Genomic DNA, 19,015 nt, shown 5'->3' with positions numbered 1-19,015 from the left:
TCTACTTTTTAAATTCCTGGTACATCCGTCAACGTCCACAATAATTTTGTTTGATATTTCACGGCATCTTTAGGGGTTGACCCTGGTACTGATAGCGCGACATCTTTTGTAACATTAACATTGTGTACCGTATTGGTTTCATCGCGTTCTGCAACCACTTCTACTTTGCCCCAATAAGTAGCCCAAGTTCCCGCACCAGTTCCTTGCTTCGCAGCTGCCACTAGCGATGCGGTCCCTGGAACAAGGGCAATCTTATTTGTTGCCTCTGGTTTCACAACATTTTGCGCATTACTATTAACAGTCGGGTTAGCTAAAGAAATTTGCGCACCTGTCAACTGACTATTTAAAGTCGCCTTTGTTGCTTTAAATTGCTCCTTTTGCGTAACCGTTAAAGACCAACCACTATTGGTTCCTCTATTATCAGAAATTTGCACAAAATTTGGTGTATCTTTTTGATTTTCTTGATATTGCTGTGCTCTTGCAAAATATACTTGGTCTTTATTCGAAATACGATTTTTCCCAAAGTCAAAACTTGAAGCATAATCAATAGACAGCGGTCCTTGGGTACCAGGATTGGGACCTTCTGGGTCTGTTGGATCAATTGGTTTGACTGGCTTTTCTGGATCGGGATTTTCTGGATCAACTGGCTCTGTCGGATCTACGTTCGGAATAAATTCTACTAAACCATTCGAACGATACTCTTTTGGCTCTTCTGCCTTCGCTTGTAAGGACCAACCAGCAACTGCAAATGTACTGCATAGAACGATTCCTGTGAATTGTTTTTTCATTGCTTTTCTCCTTTATTTAATTATTAGCGGGAGTATCTTCTAATGCCCAAACTAACTTCGTTGAATATTGTTGTGCAAGCTTTACAGATTTTCCGGGAACGAATAGTTGGACAGCTTCTTTATTTGTTGCTTCATTTGAACCAAAGCGATAAACCCAAGTCCCAACACCTGTTTCTTTTTTAGCGTTCATCGCTAGATTATTATTTACACCAGGTGTTAAGGAAATAGTACTACTGACTTCAGTAGGTTTATATTTTTCATCCACCATTGAGGCAGCTTCTGCCTTTGTAAACGTTAATTGAGCGCCGACTAGTTCCTCTCCAGTAGCTGTTTTAAATTGTTCAGGTTGGGAAAGCGTTAGTTTCCATCCTGCTAACGTTCCTCTTTTATCAGTTACTTGTACATAGGTTGGTTTTTTTGAACCATCTTTCATTTCATCTGGCGCAGCATAATACGTTTGATCTGCCGTAGAAATCTTTTGTGTACCAAATTTAAATTTTGACCCATAATCAATTGATAAGGCACCACCCGTTCCTGGCCCTGGAGGATCAATTGGGTCTACTGGATCAGTAGGATCGGGATTTTCTGGATCAACTGGCGGTGTGATTTCGTTATCGCCTGCTTCAAAAGTAATTGTGCCTTCCGTATTGTATTCTTTCGGAAAAGTTTCTGCTGCTGATGCGTTTATTGCTTGAAACCCTACGCCTAAAAGTATGGTTGCCGATGTAAGTAAAACAGTTTTTTTCATTAAATAAGCTCCTTCTCTCGTTTCATTTTATTAATTAAATAAATGACTACCCCCAACAAACTAACTCCTATCAAGGAATACAGTGGATTTTCAGACTCGCCTGTTTTAGGTAAAACTGCTTGTCCAGAAGCAGCTAAATTGTTTCTTCCCTGTTCTTCTGATTGTTGGGTATACGCTACGTCATTTGACTCTTTTTCATTCTCATAAACGTAGGTACCATAGAAGCTCGCTTGACCATTTGATTCATAATTATTTTCTTCAGCCATAACGCTTTTTGTTTGCAACCCAATGATCAATAGCCCTAAACATACCAAACTAAACCTTTTTATGATTTTCATCTGAATTCCTCCTTCCCCATTTTCAACATTGACTGGCCCAGCCAATAAACATTATATAAAAGAAATATTTATTAGATTTTTTTATTTTTTTCAGACGCTTTTAAAAAATAAAATGGTTTCAGCTAAGAAAGCTTTAAAATCAACACTTTTAAAGACAAAAAAATAAACAAAAAAACTTCAAAAAATAATTTTCGAAGTTTTTTTGTTTATTTTTTTATTATTTTTATACTTCAACCGCTTCTAACAAAGCTAAACGTTCAGCAACTTCTGCTTCTGTTAAATTATATTTTTTTACATAACGGTTGGCAGGATGCTGGCTACATTCTAATGAGCAGCCGCCTAAATGTTTATGTTCATTTTCTTCTGAAGTTAAGATTTGACGATTACATTCTGGGTTTGCACAGTTAATGTAGCGTTCGCAAGGTGTCCCATCAAACCAGTCTTTCCCAATAACTTTTTTATCAACATGATTAATTTCGACACTGATTCGGTCATCAAAGACATACATTTTGCCGTCCCAAAGTTCGCCACGTGTTTCTGGATTTTTTCCATAGTTGGCGATACCACCATGCAATTGAGCAACATCTTCAAATCCTTCTTTTAATAACCAGCCAGAAAATTTTTCACAGCGAATCCCGCCAGTACAATAGGTAACAATTTTTTTATCCATAAATTGTTCTTTGTTCTCGCGAATCCATTGTGGTAACTCACGGAAGCTACGGATATCTGGGCGCACGGCACCACGGAAATGACCTAAATCATATTCATAATCGTTACGAGCATCGATTACAACAGTGTCTTCGTCTAGTAAGGCTTCTTTAAATTCTGCAGGTTCCAAATATTTCCCCGTCGTTTCTAATGGATCAACGTCTTCTTCTAAGTTCAACGCCACTAATTCAGAACGTGGGCGAACAAACATTTTGCGGAACGCCATTTCTTCTGCTGGATCAATTTTAAAGAATGTATCCTTAAAGCGCTCATCTGCTTGCATTGCTTCCATGTACTTTTCTGTTTCTTCGACAGTACCAGATAACGTTCCGTTAATCCCTTCTGTCGCTACTAAAATACGGCCTTTTAAATTTAATGATTTGCAAAAAGCTAGATGCTCTTTCGCAAAAGCTTCTGGATCTTCAATTGTTGTATATTTGTAATAAAGTAATACTTGGTATTTCATCTTGTTTTCCCCTTTTGTATAAAGTCATTCTATCCCATTATACGGTGAATAAAAAAGGGAAAGCGATTATTTTGCTTGTGTATTTACACACAATAAAAAAAGCCTGATAAACGGCGGGAACAGAACCAACACTACGCGTTGCTCCGATCTCAACAACTTCTAAGGTGTTTTCTCGACATGCGTCTCGTCACAGTACAGCCTTCAAAAGAGCTACAGCTCTAAGAGTTGCGATGTTTCACTGTGAAGCATGAACAGATGAAATCATCGTACCTACTTGGTGAAGGTCCTTCGGAAATAAGCCGAAATTGTTGAGAATCACGAAGAACGTAGTGATTCGATGATGAACAATACCTACTTGGTCTCCAAAAATTAAAGAGCACCGGGTAGGTATCATGCAACATCAACTCGTACCTCGTTGTGTTTTATGACAATTTTCGGAAATTTCTTCTTATTGCTGAGAAACACTATTTGCAAAGCAAATAGATGTTGAACAGTACCTACTTGGTTCTCGGAGCTAAACGGTTCTGTCCTGACCTCTTCTATATACTACTCCTTTTCAGAAGTCGCGGCGAGTTGTTCTTGCAATTCACCTAAAAGTTCAATTTGAATATTTTGGATTTTTACCAAATTTTCTAGTTGATTATTGATAATATAATCCATTTTCTCATGTAATAAATTAATTTCTACTTCTGCTTTTAAGTTAATTTTATAATCATTATTCGCTTGTTCTCTATCACGGGCTTCTTGTCTGTTTTGACTCATCATAATAATCGGTGCTTGGATAGCTGCTAAACAAGATAAGGCGAGATTTAGCAAAATATAAGGATATTTGTCAAATGGTTGTCCCAATAAAGTGGTAGAGTTAATCACGATCCAAGCAATCAACACGAAGCAAAAGAAGCCAATAAACACCCAGCTACCGCCAAATTTAGCAATGGTATCCGCTGCTCGTTGGCCAAAGGTTAATTTCTTTTCCATCTTTTCATTCATATTATTGGAAATCAGCTTATCTTCTTTGATATGTTGAACCACCAATTCATTCAGTTGTTGGATTTTTTCAGAATCATTTGCGACCAATTGTTTCATGTAATCCAAACGATAATTAAGTAACTCCGCCAATGTAATCATCGATTCAGCTGTCAATTGTGGATTGTTTTGGAGAATAAAAGCTTGCGTTTCCTGTTCTATATCTTGAAGATAAATGTTTTTTTCCGTTGATTCACCAATAACAACTTGTTTATTTTTTGATTGCTTCATCTTCGTCACTCCCTTTGATCGTTCTTCCCTTTATTTTAATATAAAGTCTCTCAGAAGAAACCTAAAAAGGCTTTGGAGTGATCGTTGTTGCTTCTGCTTTAAAATTTAACAGTTAAATTGGTTACATCATGGAACAACGAACCAATTAATTCTTTGTATTTCGCTGGATTCACACAATTAGTTAGCAATATGACCCCGGTTTTCATATCTTTTGAAAATAAAACCAGGGCTTGTTGACCCGCTTCAACGCCGTGTAAGCGTAAATAATTATCATGAACATAGATGCCGCCATGATAAGAACTTTGCTGAGAAGACGTCCATAATTTTTGCAAAAGTGCGGTGGAAACTAAGTGTCCACTCATTAATTGATGTAAGTACCAATACAAATCACCTGTCGTCATATCCACATTCCCAGTCCCAAATTCATGGGCAAAACTAGCTGCGGGAATTGAGAGCACTTGATTATACGAATTGTCTTCTGTCCATTTATAACTTGTTGAATTATTGGGTTGTTCCAATAAGGTTTCATAGAAGCCAAAATTCTTTAAACCAGCCGTTTTGTGATAAAGATTATTAAATAATTCTTGATAGGTACGTTGATACATTTTCTCTAACATTCCTGCTAAAAGGACAAAATTTACTGGGGAATAATTGTATTTTCCTTTATTGACTTGAATGGTATTTTGTTTAACAAATTGAATAATTTCTTCATCGGTAACGATATTATTAGGCATTGCTGATAACTTTAAACCGCTTGTCATATTCAACATATCGCTAATCGTAATGTCCTCAGCACCTTGTACTTGCGGATAAAACGTAGCGAGTTTTGTATCTAATGTAAGTTTACCTTCTTCAATTGCTTTTAAGATCAAGGTTGTGGTAAAAGATTTTTGAATTGAGCCAATCTGAAACCTTGTGTTTGGCGTGTTGGCTTGTTGCTTTTCAAAATTGGCAAAGCCATATCCTTTATTTACTAAAACCTGATCATCTTTAATGATCAAAGCCGAACCAATATAATTTGTTTCTTGAATTTTTTGATCAAGTTCGCCACTATCTGGTGCAACTATTTCTTTCGTTAAATTCGCATAATTATCACTTCGGCGATCTTCTTCCAAGACCACTTTCGATTCTTGACTAACTTGTGAATCTCTAGTGAAAAAGAACGTTTTTATTAAATAACCACTACCACCAATCACCACCAACAAACATACTATAAAAAGCCAATTCACTCCTCCATGTCTTTTCTTTGCATGTCGTTTACGCATACCGCTTACCTCCGCCTATTCTATTAACAGCATTATCATACGCTATATTTTCATGAAAATTACAGATTTTAGTAAAATTTATAAAACTTTCAACTTTTATAAAAAACAGCTTGGCACCGGAATCTAGATTGATTCTGGTGCCAAGCTGTTTTTTATTTACTTTCTTGCCCCATCACAGCAAAGTAATTATCATCGTTATCTGCAAAATTAAAAACTAAGCCTGTTGGCAATTGAACCATTTCACCAACAGTAACCCCAGCCTCTTGCATTTTTTTATAGAGACCAATGATATCATCGCTAGCAAACATTAGAGAAGGGGTATTCCCCGCCACTTCTGGTGAATGTTTTTGAATAAAGGCCAAATCATATAAAACAATAATCGTCTCTGCTGATTCACTTGGCGCAATTTCTACCACCAATGTGCCGTCAACTTCCTCTCTTTCCTTTTCAACAAAGCCAAACGTTTGCCAAAATTGACTAGATTCCTCAACATTATTCACATATAACATAATCTTTACTTGGTTTGAAAACATTCCTTCACGTCCTTTTGAATTTAGTTAACAACTTATTATATACGTTCTTTTAAATAATTACTGCACTTTCGCTTAAAATCAAAATAAAAGTGTTTGAGCAAGACATTGCTCAAACACTTTTATTTTTATTGATTTAGATATTTGCATCTAAGACAACGTCGCGATCATTTAAGACATCACGATCTAATTCATGAATACGAGCACTTGTTAACACGCCTGCAACCATACTATCGTTAACGTTAACAGCTGTCCGCGCCATGTCAATAAGTGGTTCAACCGAAATTACTAAACCAACAATTGCAACCGGCAAGTTCATTGCGCCTAAAACGATTAGAGAAGCAAAGGTTGCTCCGCCGCCGACACCGGCTACGCCAAATGAACTGATTGTGACAACTGCTACTAACATTAAAATAAATTGTAAACTAAAGACATCAATTCCAACAGTTGGTGCAACGATGGTTGCTAACATAGCTGGATAAACGCCGGCACAACCATTTTGTCCAATAGATAAACCGAAACTACCAGCAAAGTTTGCTGTGGCATCATCAACACCTAGTGCTTTGGTTTGTGTTTCAATATTTAATGGTAAAGCTCCTGCACTTGAACGAGAAGTAAAAGCAAAGCTCAAGACTGGAAAAACTTTCTTTAGATACGTGACTGGATTGACTTTTAAAGTAATTAAAATCAGCATGTGAATGGCAAAAACAATGATTAAGGCCACATACGATGCCAACACAAATTTACCTAAGTTAATAATCGCAACAAAATCACTTGTTGCTACAACATTAATCATTAACGCTAACACGCCATAAGGGGTCAAGCGTAAAACTAAGGTAACAATTCGCATGGTAATTTTATATAAACTATCAATTAAATTTGCAAAAAATTCAGCTTCTTTTGGCGCTTTACGACGAACGCCTAAATAAGCGACACCAACAAACGCAGCAAAGATTACCACCCCAATGGTACTCATTGGTCGTGTTCCCGCAAAGTCAGCAAAGACATTTTTAGGAATAAATGAAACGATTTGTTGGGGAATCGTCAAATCTTGAATCGCATCTTGACGCGTCGCTAACTCGGCAATTCTTGACGTTTCTGCAGCACCTTGCGTGAATTTCGCCCCTTGAAGACCAAACGCTAAGGTTGTTCCAATCCCCACCAAGGCAGCTACTGCTGTTGTTCCTAGTAAGGTGGCTAACACATTAAAGCTAATTTTTCCTAATTTATTGGATTCTTTCATTTTTGTAAATGCACCTACGATAGATACAAATACTAACGGAATTACGAGCATTTGTAGAAACGCTACATAACCATTACCTACAATCCCGATCCATTCCATTGATTGCGTAGTAATTTTACTGTCTGTACCAAAAGCAAATTGAATAATTGCACCTAAAACAATCCCCACGCCCAATGCTGAAAAGACACGTGTTGAGAATTTTAAATGTTTCTTTTGCATTTGGTAGAAACCGAATAACACAGCAATAAATGCAAGGATCACTAATACAGTGATGAATGTTGTCATTTTAGTTCCTCCCTATGTTTTTAATGACAAGTACATCAAAGGAAGTAAAGGTTCCCGGTACTCACTCTCCAGTAAATACCCTGAAAACAGCAAACTGTTTCCAGTGATAGTTCTATTGTACCTTATTTTATAACAAATAGTGGGATAATTTGCTTACTTTTTGATAGAAAATAACCGTTGTGATAGTTTAAAACTATCACCAAGTGTTGTTTTACTAGTCACTGTAAAAATAATTTGTTTTTTGTCCTCTTTCTTTTAAGCTGACGTGGTATACTTAGTTCTAGGAGGTGTAAGCGTATGCAAAAAATTTGTTGGATCCTTTCTGTCAACCGTGATGGAGCGACGTTATTTGTGGGAAGCCCTGCAAATGCGGGTCCTTGGCTCTTTTCAAATAACGAGCAGCAAAACATCAAAGCCTTTTTTCAACCAACCTATGAAATTGACTTTATCAGTTATGATGTTCTTTCAGAGGAAGTACCAGAAGCTGCGTTCATTTTGTACAATGAAATGCTCGCTCCCTATCTTCCCGAAAAAATCACCAAAGTTGGTCAGCCGATTGCTTATGTGGATATCGCTACAAAAAATTATGAACAGTTTAAAAAAGCTTTGGTTGCTAAATCTTCACAAGAATAAAAACAGCGTTTGTAACGGAATCCGTTATAAACGCTGTTTTTAAAGTTTAAGCTTCTTCTGATTGTTGAAAATTCAATTGAACACCTGGACGATCCAGAGCAATTTCAGTTACTTCATAAGATAAACGTTCGACGATGCTAAATAAAGGACGCACAAGTTCATCGACTTCTTCTTGCGAAATATCTTCTTGTTTTTCAATTTTACGATCAATAATGTGATTAATTTGGCTAATCGCCCCTGATAAAACAAATTCGTCAAAGACAATTCGAAATTCTAAGCGAGCAACAAGTGCTGAGCTATTTTCTGGATAATTTTCTTCTTCTACTTCAATTGGTGAAAAACTGACACGTAAATCTGTCTCTACTTCTGAATCAGGTACTCGCATATCATAGTGATACGCTTCAACAATTTCTTGTTGGCGTTTAATTTCCATTGTTTTTTCTCTCCTTTTTTAACAAGATATTCCCCTTTTAGAATATCCAATGGTTTCTTTTCTCAAGTATACCACAAGTCCAAAAGTTGCCTAGACCAAAAAACACAGAAGATCAGACTTTTTTGATAAATTGATTTTGGCAGTTTGAACAAGTGACTTTGATTGTTCCTCGTCCTTTCGGCGCACGTAATGACTGCTGACATTTTGGACATTTAAAATAACGATATCCTTTCTGAGTCATGTGTCGCTTGCGAAAAGCATGAACCTTTTGCATTAGGCGTTGTTTTCGAAGAATAAACCGTTGATTTTCATTCAATCGCGGGTGAATATGTTTTGAAAAAAAGCGATAATACACGTAGGCGACTGTGATTAAAATCAATAACCGAACCCAAAGATAGCCAGTAAAAATATTGATAAGCGCCAGCACGACACTTGTTAGCAACAGCGTTCGATTCAATTCATCGAACCGGGCATAACGTCCTTGTAAAAATCGTTGCGCTTTTTTGCGCCAACGTAGAATGCGTTCAAACCAAATTTGGCTCATTTATCTTCCTTCTTTCGAGCATTATTTTTTGAATAAATGATTGATTTACAGAAACTTTCAATCAAAATTTACACTTACTAAGTCCAAATTTTGAACAACTGTCGGTTATTTTCGATGGTATACTTCTAGAGAAGTCAGGTCAACCGATGAATGACTTCGTTGATAATAGCTACCGCTATTTTATACAAACTTAAACTGTCGATAGATAGATTATCCGATTTTAACTTAGGGGAAGGTTAAAATCCGATTCTATAATTTAGCACTACACTCCTTTATTTAGTAGCAACTTTAGCCTATCTATCCACATTTTAAGTCAAAAAGAAGCAAGTCCGGACTTGCTTCTTTTTATTTATCTTTCTAATTCTTCAATTTTCTTCTCAATTAATGCCAAGACATATTGACACGCTTCAGGATCTTCGACAAAATCATATTTATCGCCATCAATTTGAATTTTAGGACTTTCATCATAGTCTTCGTACCATTGATCATAACGCTCGTTCAACATTTGATAGTAATCATACAACGTTGGATCTGTCTCAATTTGTTCATAAGGACGGCCACGTTTTTTGATGCGTTCTAACATTTTGGGAAATGAAATACGAATGTGAACTAACAAATCAGGTCTTTTTTTATGCGCAGCATAAGGCAATTCTTGGAGCATGTTTTGTAATAAGTCATCGTACACTTTGACCTCTGTTTCGTTGGCACGACCTAAATCTGCATTTAAATGAAAAAGTAATGAATCTTCATAAATCGAGCGATCCAATACATTATTTTCATGCGTTAATGCTTGTTTAATACTATCAAAACGTTTATTTAAAAAATAAATTTGTAATAAAAATGCGTACTTTTCCGGTTCCGCATAAAATAAAGGTAATACCTCATTATCATCAACTGATTCGTAAAAGGCTTCTGAACCTAAACGGTTTGCAATTAAAGCTGTTAAACTAGATTTACCAGCGCCAATCGTACCTGCTAAAACAATCACTGCCATCGAACTCCCTACCTATTTTTTTCCATTTTATTTTTTATCTTCAACCAATTAAACATACCAAAAATTGAGTTAAAAGTATACATACAATACATAACAAATATCGCATAATCACCACCAGCGTGCGTCCCTGCTCGGAACCATAACAAAATTGAAAAAATATTTCCTAGTAGCCAAAACACGAATTGCGATTGATAACGTTTAATCATCAATAACATCCCTGTCGCTGAAACACTGAACGTGATTGCATCTAATGTTTGTTGCGCATCATTTACAAAACCTAACAAAATATATGCAGCTACGCCAATGAGCAGCCACGTGAAAAAGGCATACAACCACTGAATACCTTTTAAAACTTTTACGTCGGTTACTTGACCCGAGCCATCCTCGCTAGCCCGAAGCCAAGCATAAAGCCCTGTAATGTCCATAATAATATAGAAGCTTTGTAAAAGAACTTCGGCATATACCCGTGTCACTAACCCAAAATAGCCAATAATCACTGCACTGATTAACCCAAAAATGTAATTGCTGACTTTTCCTTGGGCAATTAAATTCACACAAATGATGCCGGCTAAACCACCTACTAACGTAATCCAATTCGATGGATTGATAGTGAACGCAATCAACTGTACCCCCACCATCAAAGCTAAAAACAAGTAGCTTCTCGTTTCCCAACCTTTAAAATCATTCACCAAAAAATTCTTATTCACGACAAATTTCCGACCTTCCTAAAACCAAACTTTTCTCTGTTGACGTCTCAATAAGAGTACTCCGTTTTAAAAAACAAGTCAATCAGATTTCGGAATAAAAAGAAGATTTTAATACTATATATTGATTAAAAAAACAAAAAGATACTACATATAGTCATTCCACAAGCATTCTGATATCCTTTATTGCTACAATATTTTCTTCATCTTGCTTTAATCTTCTATGTATTCATGGATTTGTTTCCATCTAATAATTCCTGCTGCAGAACCCTTTACGACGGTAGCGCTCCAAATTAATGTTGCGAAAGCGGAAGCAACCACACATATTTATGCTTCAAATACAGTCATCGTTCACTCTTTTTATTGAAATGCTTAAAAATTGATGGCCTTATTTCTCGAATCTGGCCACTTATTAACTTATTACATGAAAACATTCGCCTAAAAAAAGCAAAAAAAAACGACTCACCTAAATAATCGACCTACAAACAATTCCTTTCATTTGTAGGTCGATTATCTTTATTAGGTTTGATACGGATGTTTCATCATTCCTAGTTTCCCTTTACTGCTCATCTCTACTTATTTTTTTACTGTTTGCCAACAGCTCATTGTCTGAAAGCACTATCCGTCCTTTGGTACTTTGTTCAAAGCTGTAAGCTTGCTCAAATAACGTTTGCTCTTTATTGGCAGTTTGTGTAAAAGTCAGCCCATAAGGTTGTCCTTCACTGTTTTTCGCCAAAGGAACCGTCAATTCAGGATATCCTGCCACGGCACTTAAACCCGTACCTTCAGAATCAATAAAAGCATATCCGTCTAATTGTTGTTTTTTTAGCAACGCATCAAACGTTTGCTGTGCTTTTTTAATGGTTGCTTGAATGACTTCTTTATCTGGTTGTTTCTTTTTAACATCTGCTTCTAATAAATCTTGCCCATACTTGGCACGAACCTTTTTATCTTGTTGATTATACGCAATTAGTTCCTCCAGTGTTTTAAATGGTAAATCATAACGTTTCGCAAATTCTTCCAATGCAAACTTAAATTCATTGGAAATAACTTTCCCGCCATCAATCCCTTCCATATCTGGTGTTACCGGAATCACTTCTGCTCCAGCTTTTTGGAGGGCCTTTTTAGCAGTCGCAAATTCTTCTTCAGCACTTGGCATTTCTAGCAACCCAATGCGTTGACCTTGTAAGTTATTTTTAGTAAATTTCGTTGAATCAATGCTCGGAACCGTGTCTTTCTTAAACGAATTATAGCCTTGCGCAGCATCAACGACACTTCGGGCAATCGGGCCAACTGTATCTAATGATGGTACCAATGGTAAAACACCTTCGCCACTTACTGAACTGTGGGTCGGTTTAAAACCAACCACTGATTGATGAGAAGCGGGGGAAACAATCGATCCCATCGTCTCAGTGCCTAAAGAGAAGGCGCCGATATTCATCGTCACACTAGCCGCACTCCCAGAACTTGAACCTGAAGGTGTTATTTTGAGTGGCCCATAAGGATTAAGTGTTTGTCCATGTTTGGAACTATAGCCACTTGGTGCTTTCATTGACATATAATTCGCTAGTTCAGATAAGTTTACTTTTCCTAAAATCAAAGCTTGCGCCTCTGTTAACTTCTTAACTACTTCTGCATCTTCCTTAGGCTTGAACGTGCGTAAGGCATAAGCTCCTGCACTCGAAATCATGTTGGTCGTATTTATATTTTCTTTCAAAGTCACAGGAATACCATACAAAGGCTTCTTAGGTGTTTGAGAGGCTTGCTGGTCAAATGCCTTTGCTTCCTTAATTGCTTGCGGATTGATTTCAGAGATGCTGTTCATGCCATTATCTATTTGATCGAACTGTAAAATACGGTCCAAATAAAACGCCGTAAGTTCTTCATAGGTCAATGTTCCGTTGGCAATCGCTTGCTGTAATTCAGTGATATTTTTTTCAATAATCAACGGTGCTTTGGTCCGAGCTTTTTGTACATCTGTTTCTTTTAATTGGTCTTCAATCGTTTTAACGATTCTCTCTTGATTGTACATTGCTGGGGTTTCTGCCTCAGGAGTGAACTTTTTGAGTATAAACCAATACGCTGCAGCGCCTATTATGACTAACAAAACAGCAATTATTCCGATTACTTTTAAAAATTTAGACATTTTTATCCTCCTATACCATTTAAAGATTATCTTACTATGTTTATTTTTGCATGACAACTAACAGTTTTGTTCGTTAAAAAGACAAAATAGAGAGTAGGACATCCGTCAAAACGACCGATGTCCTACTCTCTAACGATTAAGATAGTCTGCTAAATGCGTTTGTTTTAATCTTTTGTGAAAGTTAAATATTGAGAATTTATTGTGTAATTCGTGTACCACTTTCTCCTTTGATTGCTTCCGAAGCTAATTCTAAAAGCCCGATAATCGCCTGGCGGTTTGGTTTACTTTCTGCAAAACTGATGGCCGCTTCCACCTTAGGTAACATACTACCTGGCGCAAATTGATTTTCTTCTATATATTGTTGCATTGCCGTAACCGTAACATCGGTCAAAGCTTGTTGATTTGCTTGACCAAAGTTAACAAAAACATGTTCTACTGCAGTTAATACCACAAAAACATCTGCTTCAATGAGTTCAGCCATTTTTGCTGCCGCAAAGTCTTTATCAATGACTGCATCTACACCATGATAGACTGGACCATCATAGGCAATAGGAACCCCGCCGCCACCACAAGCAATTACGATCTGTCCTGCATCAACAAGTGTTCGCAAGCTAACTTTTTCGTAAATATCAACTGGTTTTGGCGAAGGAACTACCCGTCGCCAGCCTCGACCCGCATCTTCTTGATAGACGTTCCCAGTTTTCGCCATCAACTGCTTGGCTGTTTCTTCGTCATAATAACCACCAATTGGTTTTGTTGGTTTTGTAAACGCTGGGTCTTTTGGATCCACCACGACTTGTGTAATTAACGTAACAACTGGTTGTTCCCCTAAATTTCTGGCTACTAGTTCTTCATCAATTGCTTGTTGTAAATGATAGCCAATATAGCCTTGGCTCATTGCTGTGCATTCAGGAAACGGCACGACATCTTCTGGAGATTGACTCGTTTCCTCAAAAGCTAAGCGAATTTTGCCAACTTGTGGCCCGTTGCCATGAGCAATCACCACTTGATGGCCTTGTTCAATTAAATCAACAATCGATTTTGCAGCGGTTTGTGCTTTTGCCAATTGTTCTTTCGAAGAATTTCCTAACGCATTTCCACCTAATGCAATCACTATTTTTGACATCTGTTTCCCTCCTAGCGCTTTGGTTCTTGTTGTGTGATACAGTGAATATTGCCGCCCCCATAAACAACTTCTACCGTATTAACGCCGACAATTTTTTTATCTGGGAACATCGTTTGAACTTGCTCTAAAGCCAAACGATCATTTTCATCACCATACTGTGGCACAATCACGCCATCATTTGTAATTAAAAAGTTCATATAGGATGCGATACAAATATCGCCATCTTCTCGTGGCATGGTTCCTTCCACGAAATCAATTTTGAAGGAGCCTTGAATGGTTACATTTTTGACAGGACAGCATAATTTGTGGACTTTTAATTGGCGTCCTTTAGCATCAGTCATTTTAAGCAAACGTTGATACGCATCTTGTGCCGCTTCATAAAATGGGCTATTTTGATCTTCGGTGTAAATACAAGCCACTTCACCAGGTGCAATAAAACAAGCTACATCATCCACATGACCATTGGTTTCTTCTGGGTCAATTCCATCACCTAGCCAAAGAACTTTTTCAACATTTAAATAGTCGCATAATTTTTGTTCGATTGCTTCTTTTGAAAGTTGTGGATTTCGACCTTCACTTAATAAGCACATTTCTGTAGTCAAGACTGTTCCTTGTCCATCTACGTGGAATGAACCGCCTTCTAAAACAAAATCATCTGTACGATAAGAATCTACATGCTCAATTTCACAAATTTTTTGTGCAACCAAATCGTCTTGGTCCCAAGGGAAATATAAACCATCTACTAATCCCCCCCAAGCATTGAATGTCCAATCCACACCACGGATTTCTCCATGGTCGTTAATGACAAATGATGGTCCACAATCACGGACCCAGGCATCATTGTTTGACATTTCGTAAACCGTAATTTCTGGCGGCAATTGGCGACGGCAATTTTGAAATTGTTGTTGAGAAACCACCACATTCATCGGCGTAAATTGACTAATTGCTTTGGCCACATTAGTAAACGCTTCTTGGACAGGTTTACCACCATCACGCCAATTATCCGGTCTTTCTGGCCAAATCATCCAAACTTTCTCTTGTGGTTCAAATTCTCCTGGCATTCTAAAGCCATCTTGTTTAGGGGTACTTCCTACAATTCGTTTAGCCATTTTCTTTCGTTCCCTTCTTAATTTTTTTCACGTAAATAATTACTTCACCAAACAGAATAAAAATGATTGCCCCAATTGTGATTGGTAACTTTTCATTTAATGCTGCGGGACTAAAATCTAAAGGCACTGCTGTGAAAATCAGTGAAATAATAATCATAATCATTGGCAAAACCACTAAAACTTTTAAAAATCCTGGTTTTCCGTTAACTTTAAACGGACGTGGTGTATCGGGATCAATTTTTCTAAGCTTATAAAAAGCTGGGAAAACTGGGATATACGATAACAAGAATAGGACGACATTCAAGGAGAAAAAGGCCCAGAATAAATCTTGATTAGGTAAAATTGGTGCTAATACAATGACCACCGATGCCACAATGCCATTCATCAAAGCAGCCCCAATTGGCATGTCATTTTTCTTGCTACGTTTTTCAAAAAATTTAGGCATGTCACCATTTTCAGCAGCATAACAAGCTGTATTATTGACTCCTAATGACCAAGAAATCATGTTGCCGAACAACGTAAGAAGGAATAGGAAAGCCATCAACATAATGAACCAACCTTCTGTCGAGCCTGTCAATAGTTTAAAGCTATCCATCATACCACTGCCGGTACTAATTTGATCGGTGGGAATCGCTACCCCAATTCCAAAGGCTGAAAAAATATAAATGGCCGCAATGACTAACCCCGCTGCTACAATAGCTTGTGGAATTTGCTTCTTAGGATTTTCCATATCATCTGCAAACGTACAGATGACTTCAAACCCTAACAAATTAAAAATGATTACAGAAATAAAAGATAAACTCCTTAAGTCAAACGTTGGCAGCATTGATTTCAAGGTAAATTCATTGGCAACACCTTTCGTCAAGGCTACATACAATCCTAGCCCACCAATTAAGACAGCTAAAACCATCTTGATTACGGCAGCTCCATTTAGAATCCAGATACTGTCGCTGACTGGATAAAAACTAATCCAAACCACAATCCAAGTAAAAATTAATTCAACAATAATCATCATCGGTGTTGAAAACTTAATACCTGTAATTGTCGTTAATAGTTCTGGCGTCATAACGGCTAATGAAGCTAGCCACAATGGATAATTAATCCAATAATACCAAGAAACTCTGGCACCCCAACGATGACCATATGCTTTGGTCACCCAATCATAGATGCCCCCTTCACCAATATAAGTTGTTCCTAATTCTGATGAAATTAACCCATATGGCAATAGGAATGCAATTAATAAGAAAATCCACCAAAAAAACTGAGAATTACCAATTGCAGCAACAGGCGCCGCTGCTTCAGCAACGAAAACCACACAGATCACTGATAAAATGGCACTCGTTAAACTAAATTTCTTTTTCCCCTCCATGAAGACTCTTCCTCTCTTTATAAACTGTCCACTGATTCATTTTTTCAATCAGTGGACAGTTGGCCGTTAAATGCTTTGAGTGTCTAAGAAAACTTCTAGTTCTTTTTTCGCTTCTGCTTGCTTGATTAAATCATAAGGATTTTTTGCTTCATAATCATTCATAAGATATACTAATAAGCCACGAATAGATGTTAAACGGTTTTCTGCTTCATCGAAACAAATAGAATTTTTACCGTCAATCACTTCATCAGTTACTTCTTCCCCACGTGTTGCTGGTAAACAGTGCATGAATTTACAATTGGCACCTGCACGATCCATCATTTCTTGATTCACTTGATATTTTGGATAGAAAACCTTCATACGTTCTTCTTCAGATAATTCCGCTTCGTACAAGCCATACCAAACATCCGTGTACAAGAAATCAGCGCCTTCAACAGAACTTGCATCATCTGTGACCAAAAAGCTACCGCCTGAAACTTCACAATTTTTTGCTAATTTCGCTTGATGCTCTTCATTTAATTGGAAACCTTCTGGACCGAAGTGAACAAAATTCATGCCCATTTTTGTTGTGATTAATCCTAAAGAAAAACAAACTTGTGTCGCATCTCCGACAAAGACAACTTTACAATCTTCTAATTTTTTGCCTTCTGGTAAATGCTCAACCATGGTACACAAATCACCTAATTCTTGGGTTGGATGATTGTAATCAGACATACCGTTAATGACTGGGATGGTAGCACAATTAGCTAAATCAACAATACTATGGTGACGTTCCACACGAGCCATCAAAATATCTACTAAACGTGACAATACACGGCTGGTATCTTCAATCGTTTCATGTCCCCCTAATTGAATTTGACCAGGTGCTAAATATTCGCCATGTCCACCTAATTGTTCCATTGCAGTTTCAAAAGATACTCGTGTTCGAGTTGAAGATTGTTGGAAAATCATTCCTAAAGATTTGTTTTTTAACAGTTGCGGATAATACCCATTTTTAATCGCTTCTTTAATTTTTAATGATAAATCGACTAAGTAGTGCATTTCCTCTTTCGTATATGTTTCTGTTGTAACGTAATCTCTTTTCATGATGTGTTCCTCCTAAAGTTGTTTTTGTTTACACATTGACTTTACCAAGTTTAGCGAAGAGTTTACTATCCGCCAAAAGTTAGAAAACGCTTTCTTTTTTGGCGTGATTTTTCATTAAAAAAAGTTTATTTATGGTTATAAACCGTTGGTACACCAGGGGTTTATAAAAGTTTAGGCGGATTTCTCTCTAATTTCTGACCAATCATAGATTTGAAAATGGTATAATTATTTTGAAAAATCATTCACTTAAAATAAAAGATGAAAGGGGTTTCCAATCGTGACATTTGTTTTTATTTATAACATCTTGTTGATTATTTTATATTCGTTTACTTCAACCTTTACCTTAAATCTTTACTTGAAAAATAAACAACCGATTTTTTTATTGCTTCTCTTTTTAATGGTTATTTTTATTTGTGACAATGTGATTGTTTATATGACTGAGTTCATTAATTCGTTTGCAACCGAATATAATCAGACTTTTATGACCGCACCTTTTTTAAAGACCATCATTTTTATTTGTTGTAATTTTGCCTATCTGGCTATTATCAATACTATTAGTGGTCGTCCTTTTAAAAATTATCAATTTGTCTGGTTATTTTTAATTGGTTTATGGATGCTAGCTATTCCATTTTCACAAAATTCCGCCTTAAAAGTTTGGTTGTACTATTTACCCAATCAGCTATTTTTAATTTACCTTGGATGCTATGCGCTCTATCAACTACGAATAGATCCTTTATCAGCCCTTGCGAAAAAATATCTTCGTTTTATTGGTTGGCTAAGCATTGGTTTCGGTGTGGCGATTCTTTTGGAAGATACCTTCGTTATTTTTAACATTGACCAATATTCTGATATTGTCCTTAAAATTAACAACCGAAACGTTTCTGAAGATATTTATACAATCATTCTCTCCATCGCCATTATCTACTTCTGTAATCGTGATTTTCCTCTGTCGGTGCTTGAAAAAGACGCTGCTAAATTGGAAGAAAATCAATCAGATGAACCCGTACTTTTGGCGCCTTTTTGTGATGCCTATCAATTAACGCAGCGAGAACGAGAAGTGCTTTCGTTACTTTTAGAGTGCAAAACAAATCAAGATATAGCCAACGAACTATTCCTATCAATCGGGACAGTAAAAACACATATCCACAATATTTTCGTTAAATTAGAAGTAAACAAAAGAGCAGAAGTTTTTGTCAGTTATCAACTTTTTTCTCAACAACAAACTGAACATTTAGCGAGATAA

General features: G+C 36.9%; 19 protein-coding genes. 2 read left to right on the top strand and 17 right to left on the bottom strand.

Features of this window, described 5'->3' with window-relative positions; all coding sequences use genetic code 11:
* Positions 1-8 precede the first annotated feature (8 nt).
* The 8 genes from IGJ04_RS11320 to IGJ04_RS11285 all read right to left on the bottom strand — a co-directional run bounded on the left by IGJ04_RS11320 (position 9) and on the right by IGJ04_RS11285 (position 7,628).
* Positions 9-788 carry a WxL domain-containing protein gene (locus IGJ04_RS11320; protein WP_002420004.1) on the bottom strand — a complete coding sequence of 260 codons (780 nt, stop codon included), beginning with the start codon at positions 786-788 and terminating at the stop codon, positions 9-11.
* A 16-nt stretch (positions 789-804) separates the two neighbouring features.
* Positions 805-1,536 carry a WxL domain-containing protein gene (locus IGJ04_RS11315; protein ID WP_002361269.1) on the bottom strand — a complete coding sequence of 244 codons (732 nt, stop codon included), beginning with the start codon at positions 1,534-1,536 and terminating at the stop codon, positions 805-807.
* Positions 1,536-1,919: an LPXTG cell wall anchor domain-containing protein gene (locus IGJ04_RS11310; RefSeq protein ID WP_002355604.1), complete on the bottom strand. Its 384-nt coding sequence runs from the start codon at positions 1,917-1,919 to the stop codon at positions 1,536-1,538. Before IGJ04_RS11310 ends, IGJ04_RS11315 begins: the two co-directional genes overlap by 1 nt.
* Positions 1,920-2,097: 178 nt before the next feature.
* Positions 2,098-3,048 (bottom strand): oxygen-dependent tRNA uridine(34) hydroxylase TrhO, encoded by a 951-nt coding sequence (gene trhO / locus IGJ04_RS11305; RefSeq protein ID WP_002358723.1) that lies wholly within the window; start codon positions 3,046-3,048, stop codon positions 2,098-2,100.
* Between the two features lie 546 nt (positions 3,049-3,594).
* Positions 3,595-4,305 (bottom strand): DUF1003 domain-containing protein, encoded by a 711-nt coding sequence (locus IGJ04_RS11300; RefSeq protein WP_002425487.1) that lies wholly within the window; start codon positions 4,303-4,305, stop codon positions 3,595-3,597.
* Positions 4,306-4,403: 98 nt separating this feature from the next.
* The gene (locus tag IGJ04_RS11295; RefSeq protein WP_002398113.1) at positions 4,404-5,570 is read right to left on the bottom strand and encodes a serine hydrolase domain-containing protein; all 1,167 of its coding nucleotides are present in this window, start codon (positions 5,568-5,570) and stop codon (positions 4,404-4,406) included.
* Between the two features lie 152 nt (positions 5,571-5,722).
* Complete coding sequence (locus IGJ04_RS11290; RefSeq protein WP_002363195.1) at positions 5,723-6,103, bottom strand: VOC family protein; 381 nt, start codon at positions 6,101-6,103, stop codon at positions 5,723-5,725.
* Positions 6,104-6,236: 133 nt separating this feature from the next.
* A complete protein-coding gene (locus IGJ04_RS11285) occupies positions 6,237-7,628 on the bottom strand; it encodes an L-cystine transporter (RefSeq protein ID WP_002355598.1) in 1,392 nt (463 codons plus the stop codon).
* Between the two features lie 297 nt (positions 7,629-7,925).
* On the opposite strand from IGJ04_RS11285, the gene IGJ04_RS11280 reads away from it, so the two are divergent.
* The gene (locus tag IGJ04_RS11280; RefSeq protein WP_438840222.1) at positions 7,926-8,261 is read left to right on the top strand and encodes a hypothetical protein; all 336 of its coding nucleotides are present in this window, start codon (positions 7,926-7,928) and stop codon (positions 8,259-8,261) included.
* Between the two features lie 46 nt (positions 8,262-8,307).
* Here IGJ04_RS11280 and IGJ04_RS11275 read toward each other — a convergent pair whose 3' ends face one another.
* The 9 genes from IGJ04_RS11275 to ptcA form a co-directional block, all read right to left on the bottom strand.
* Positions 8,308-8,694, bottom strand: coding sequence for a DUF1149 family protein (locus tag IGJ04_RS11275; RefSeq protein ID WP_002358717.1), 387 nt, complete (start codon positions 8,692-8,694; stop codon positions 8,308-8,310).
* Positions 8,695-8,806: 112 nt separating this feature from the next.
* The gene (locus IGJ04_RS11270) at positions 8,807-9,238 is read right to left on the bottom strand and encodes a hypothetical protein (protein ID WP_016618259.1); all 432 of its coding nucleotides are present in this window, start codon (positions 9,236-9,238) and stop codon (positions 8,807-8,809) included.
* 349 nt (positions 9,239-9,587) lie between these two features.
* Positions 9,588-10,232: a deoxynucleoside kinase gene (locus IGJ04_RS11265; protein WP_002355594.1), complete on the bottom strand. Its 645-nt coding sequence runs from the start codon at positions 10,230-10,232 to the stop codon at positions 9,588-9,590.
* Between the two features lie 8 nt (positions 10,233-10,240).
* Positions 10,241-10,939 (bottom strand): nicotinamide riboside transporter PnuC, encoded by a 699-nt coding sequence (gene pnuC / locus IGJ04_RS11260; RefSeq protein ID WP_016617085.1) that lies wholly within the window; start codon positions 10,937-10,939, stop codon positions 10,241-10,243.
* 556 nt (positions 10,940-11,495) lie between these two features.
* Entirely contained in the window at positions 11,496-13,082 is a 1,587-nt protein-coding gene (locus IGJ04_RS11255; RefSeq protein ID WP_438840221.1) for an amidase family protein, read from the bottom strand.
* Positions 13,083-13,278: 196 nt separating this feature from the next.
* The gene (arcC, locus tag IGJ04_RS11250) at positions 13,279-14,208 is read right to left on the bottom strand and encodes a carbamate kinase (protein WP_002373405.1); all 930 of its coding nucleotides are present in this window, start codon (positions 14,206-14,208) and stop codon (positions 13,279-13,281) included.
* Positions 14,209-14,219: 11 nt separating this feature from the next.
* On the bottom strand, positions 14,220-15,317 hold the full coding sequence (gene aguA, locus IGJ04_RS11245; RefSeq protein WP_002383005.1) for an agmatine deiminase: 1,098 nt from the start codon (positions 15,315-15,317) through the stop codon (positions 14,220-14,222).
* Positions 15,310-16,686, bottom strand: coding sequence for an APC family permease (locus IGJ04_RS11240; protein ID WP_002355588.1), 1,377 nt, complete (start codon positions 16,684-16,686; stop codon positions 15,310-15,312). The genes aguA and IGJ04_RS11240 overlap by 8 nt, the downstream gene beginning before the upstream one ends.
* A 66-nt stretch (positions 16,687-16,752) precedes the next feature.
* The gene (gene ptcA, locus IGJ04_RS11235; RefSeq protein ID WP_002355587.1) at positions 16,753-17,772 is read right to left on the bottom strand and encodes a putrescine carbamoyltransferase; all 1,020 of its coding nucleotides are present in this window, start codon (positions 17,770-17,772) and stop codon (positions 16,753-16,755) included.
* 397 nt (positions 17,773-18,169) lie between these two features.
* Here ptcA and IGJ04_RS11230 point away from each other — a divergent pair, with 397 nt between their 5' ends.
* Entirely contained in the window at positions 18,170-19,015 is an 846-nt protein-coding gene (locus IGJ04_RS11230; protein WP_438840356.1) for a helix-turn-helix domain-containing protein, read from the top strand.

The sequence above is a fragment of the Enterococcus sp. AZ050 genome (assembly GCF_051715085.1).
Taxonomy (GTDB): domain Bacteria; phylum Bacillota; class Bacilli; order Lactobacillales; family Enterococcaceae; genus Enterococcus; species Enterococcus faecalis.
This window is presented reverse-complemented; position numbering and strand designations above follow the sequence as displayed.

Coding starts and splice junctions, on each gene's coding strand:
- IGJ04_RS11255 (WP_438840221.1), bottom strand. CDS start 13,082: ATGTCTAAATTTTTAAAAGTAATCGGAATAATTGCTGTTTTGTTAGTC.
- IGJ04_RS11280 (WP_438840222.1), top strand. CDS start 7,926: ATGCAAAAAATTTGTTGGATCCTTTCTGTCAACCGTGATGGAGCGACG.
- aguA (WP_002383005.1), bottom strand. CDS start 15,317: ATGGCTAAACGAATTGTAGGAAGTACCCCTAAACAAGATGGCTTTAGA.
- IGJ04_RS11320 (WP_002420004.1), bottom strand. CDS start 788: ATGAAAAAACAATTCACAGGAATCGTTCTATGCAGTACATTTGCAGTT.
- ptcA (WP_002355587.1), bottom strand. CDS start 17,772: ATGAAAAGAGATTACGTTACAACAGAAACATATACGAAAGAGGAAATG.
- IGJ04_RS11285 (WP_002355598.1), bottom strand. CDS start 7,628: ATGACAACATTCATCACTGTATTAGTGATCCTTGCATTTATTGCTGTG.
- trhO (WP_002358723.1), bottom strand. CDS start 3,048: ATGAAATACCAAGTATTACTTTATTACAAATATACAACAATTGAAGAT.
- IGJ04_RS11240 (WP_002355588.1), bottom strand. CDS start 16,686: ATGGAGGGGAAAAAGAAATTTAGTTTAACGAGTGCCATTTTATCAGTG.
- IGJ04_RS11270 (WP_016618259.1), bottom strand. CDS start 9,238: ATGAGCCAAATTTGGTTTGAACGCATTCTACGTTGGCGCAAAAAAGCG.
- IGJ04_RS11230 (WP_438840356.1), top strand. CDS start 18,170: ATGGTTATTTTTATTTGTGACAATGTGATTGTTTATATGACTGAGTTC.
- arcC (WP_002373405.1), bottom strand. CDS start 14,208: ATGTCAAAAATAGTGATTGCATTAGGTGGAAATGCGTTAGGAAATTCT.
- IGJ04_RS11275 (WP_002358717.1), bottom strand. CDS start 8,694: ATGGAAATTAAACGCCAACAAGAAATTGTTGAAGCGTATCACTATGAT.
- IGJ04_RS11265 (WP_002355594.1), bottom strand. CDS start 10,232: ATGGCAGTGATTGTTTTAGCAGGTACGATTGGCGCTGGTAAATCTAGT.
- IGJ04_RS11295 (WP_002398113.1), bottom strand. CDS start 5,570: ATGCGTAAACGACATGCAAAGAAAAGACATGGAGGAGTGAATTGGCTT.
- IGJ04_RS11300 (WP_002425487.1), bottom strand. CDS start 4,305: ATGAAGCAATCAAAAAATAAACAAGTTGTTATTGGTGAATCAACGGAA.
- IGJ04_RS11290 (WP_002363195.1), bottom strand. CDS start 6,103: ATGTTTTCAAACCAAGTAAAGATTATGTTATATGTGAATAATGTTGAG.
- IGJ04_RS11315 (WP_002361269.1), bottom strand. CDS start 1,536: ATGAAAAAAACTGTTTTACTTACATCGGCAACCATACTTTTAGGCGTA.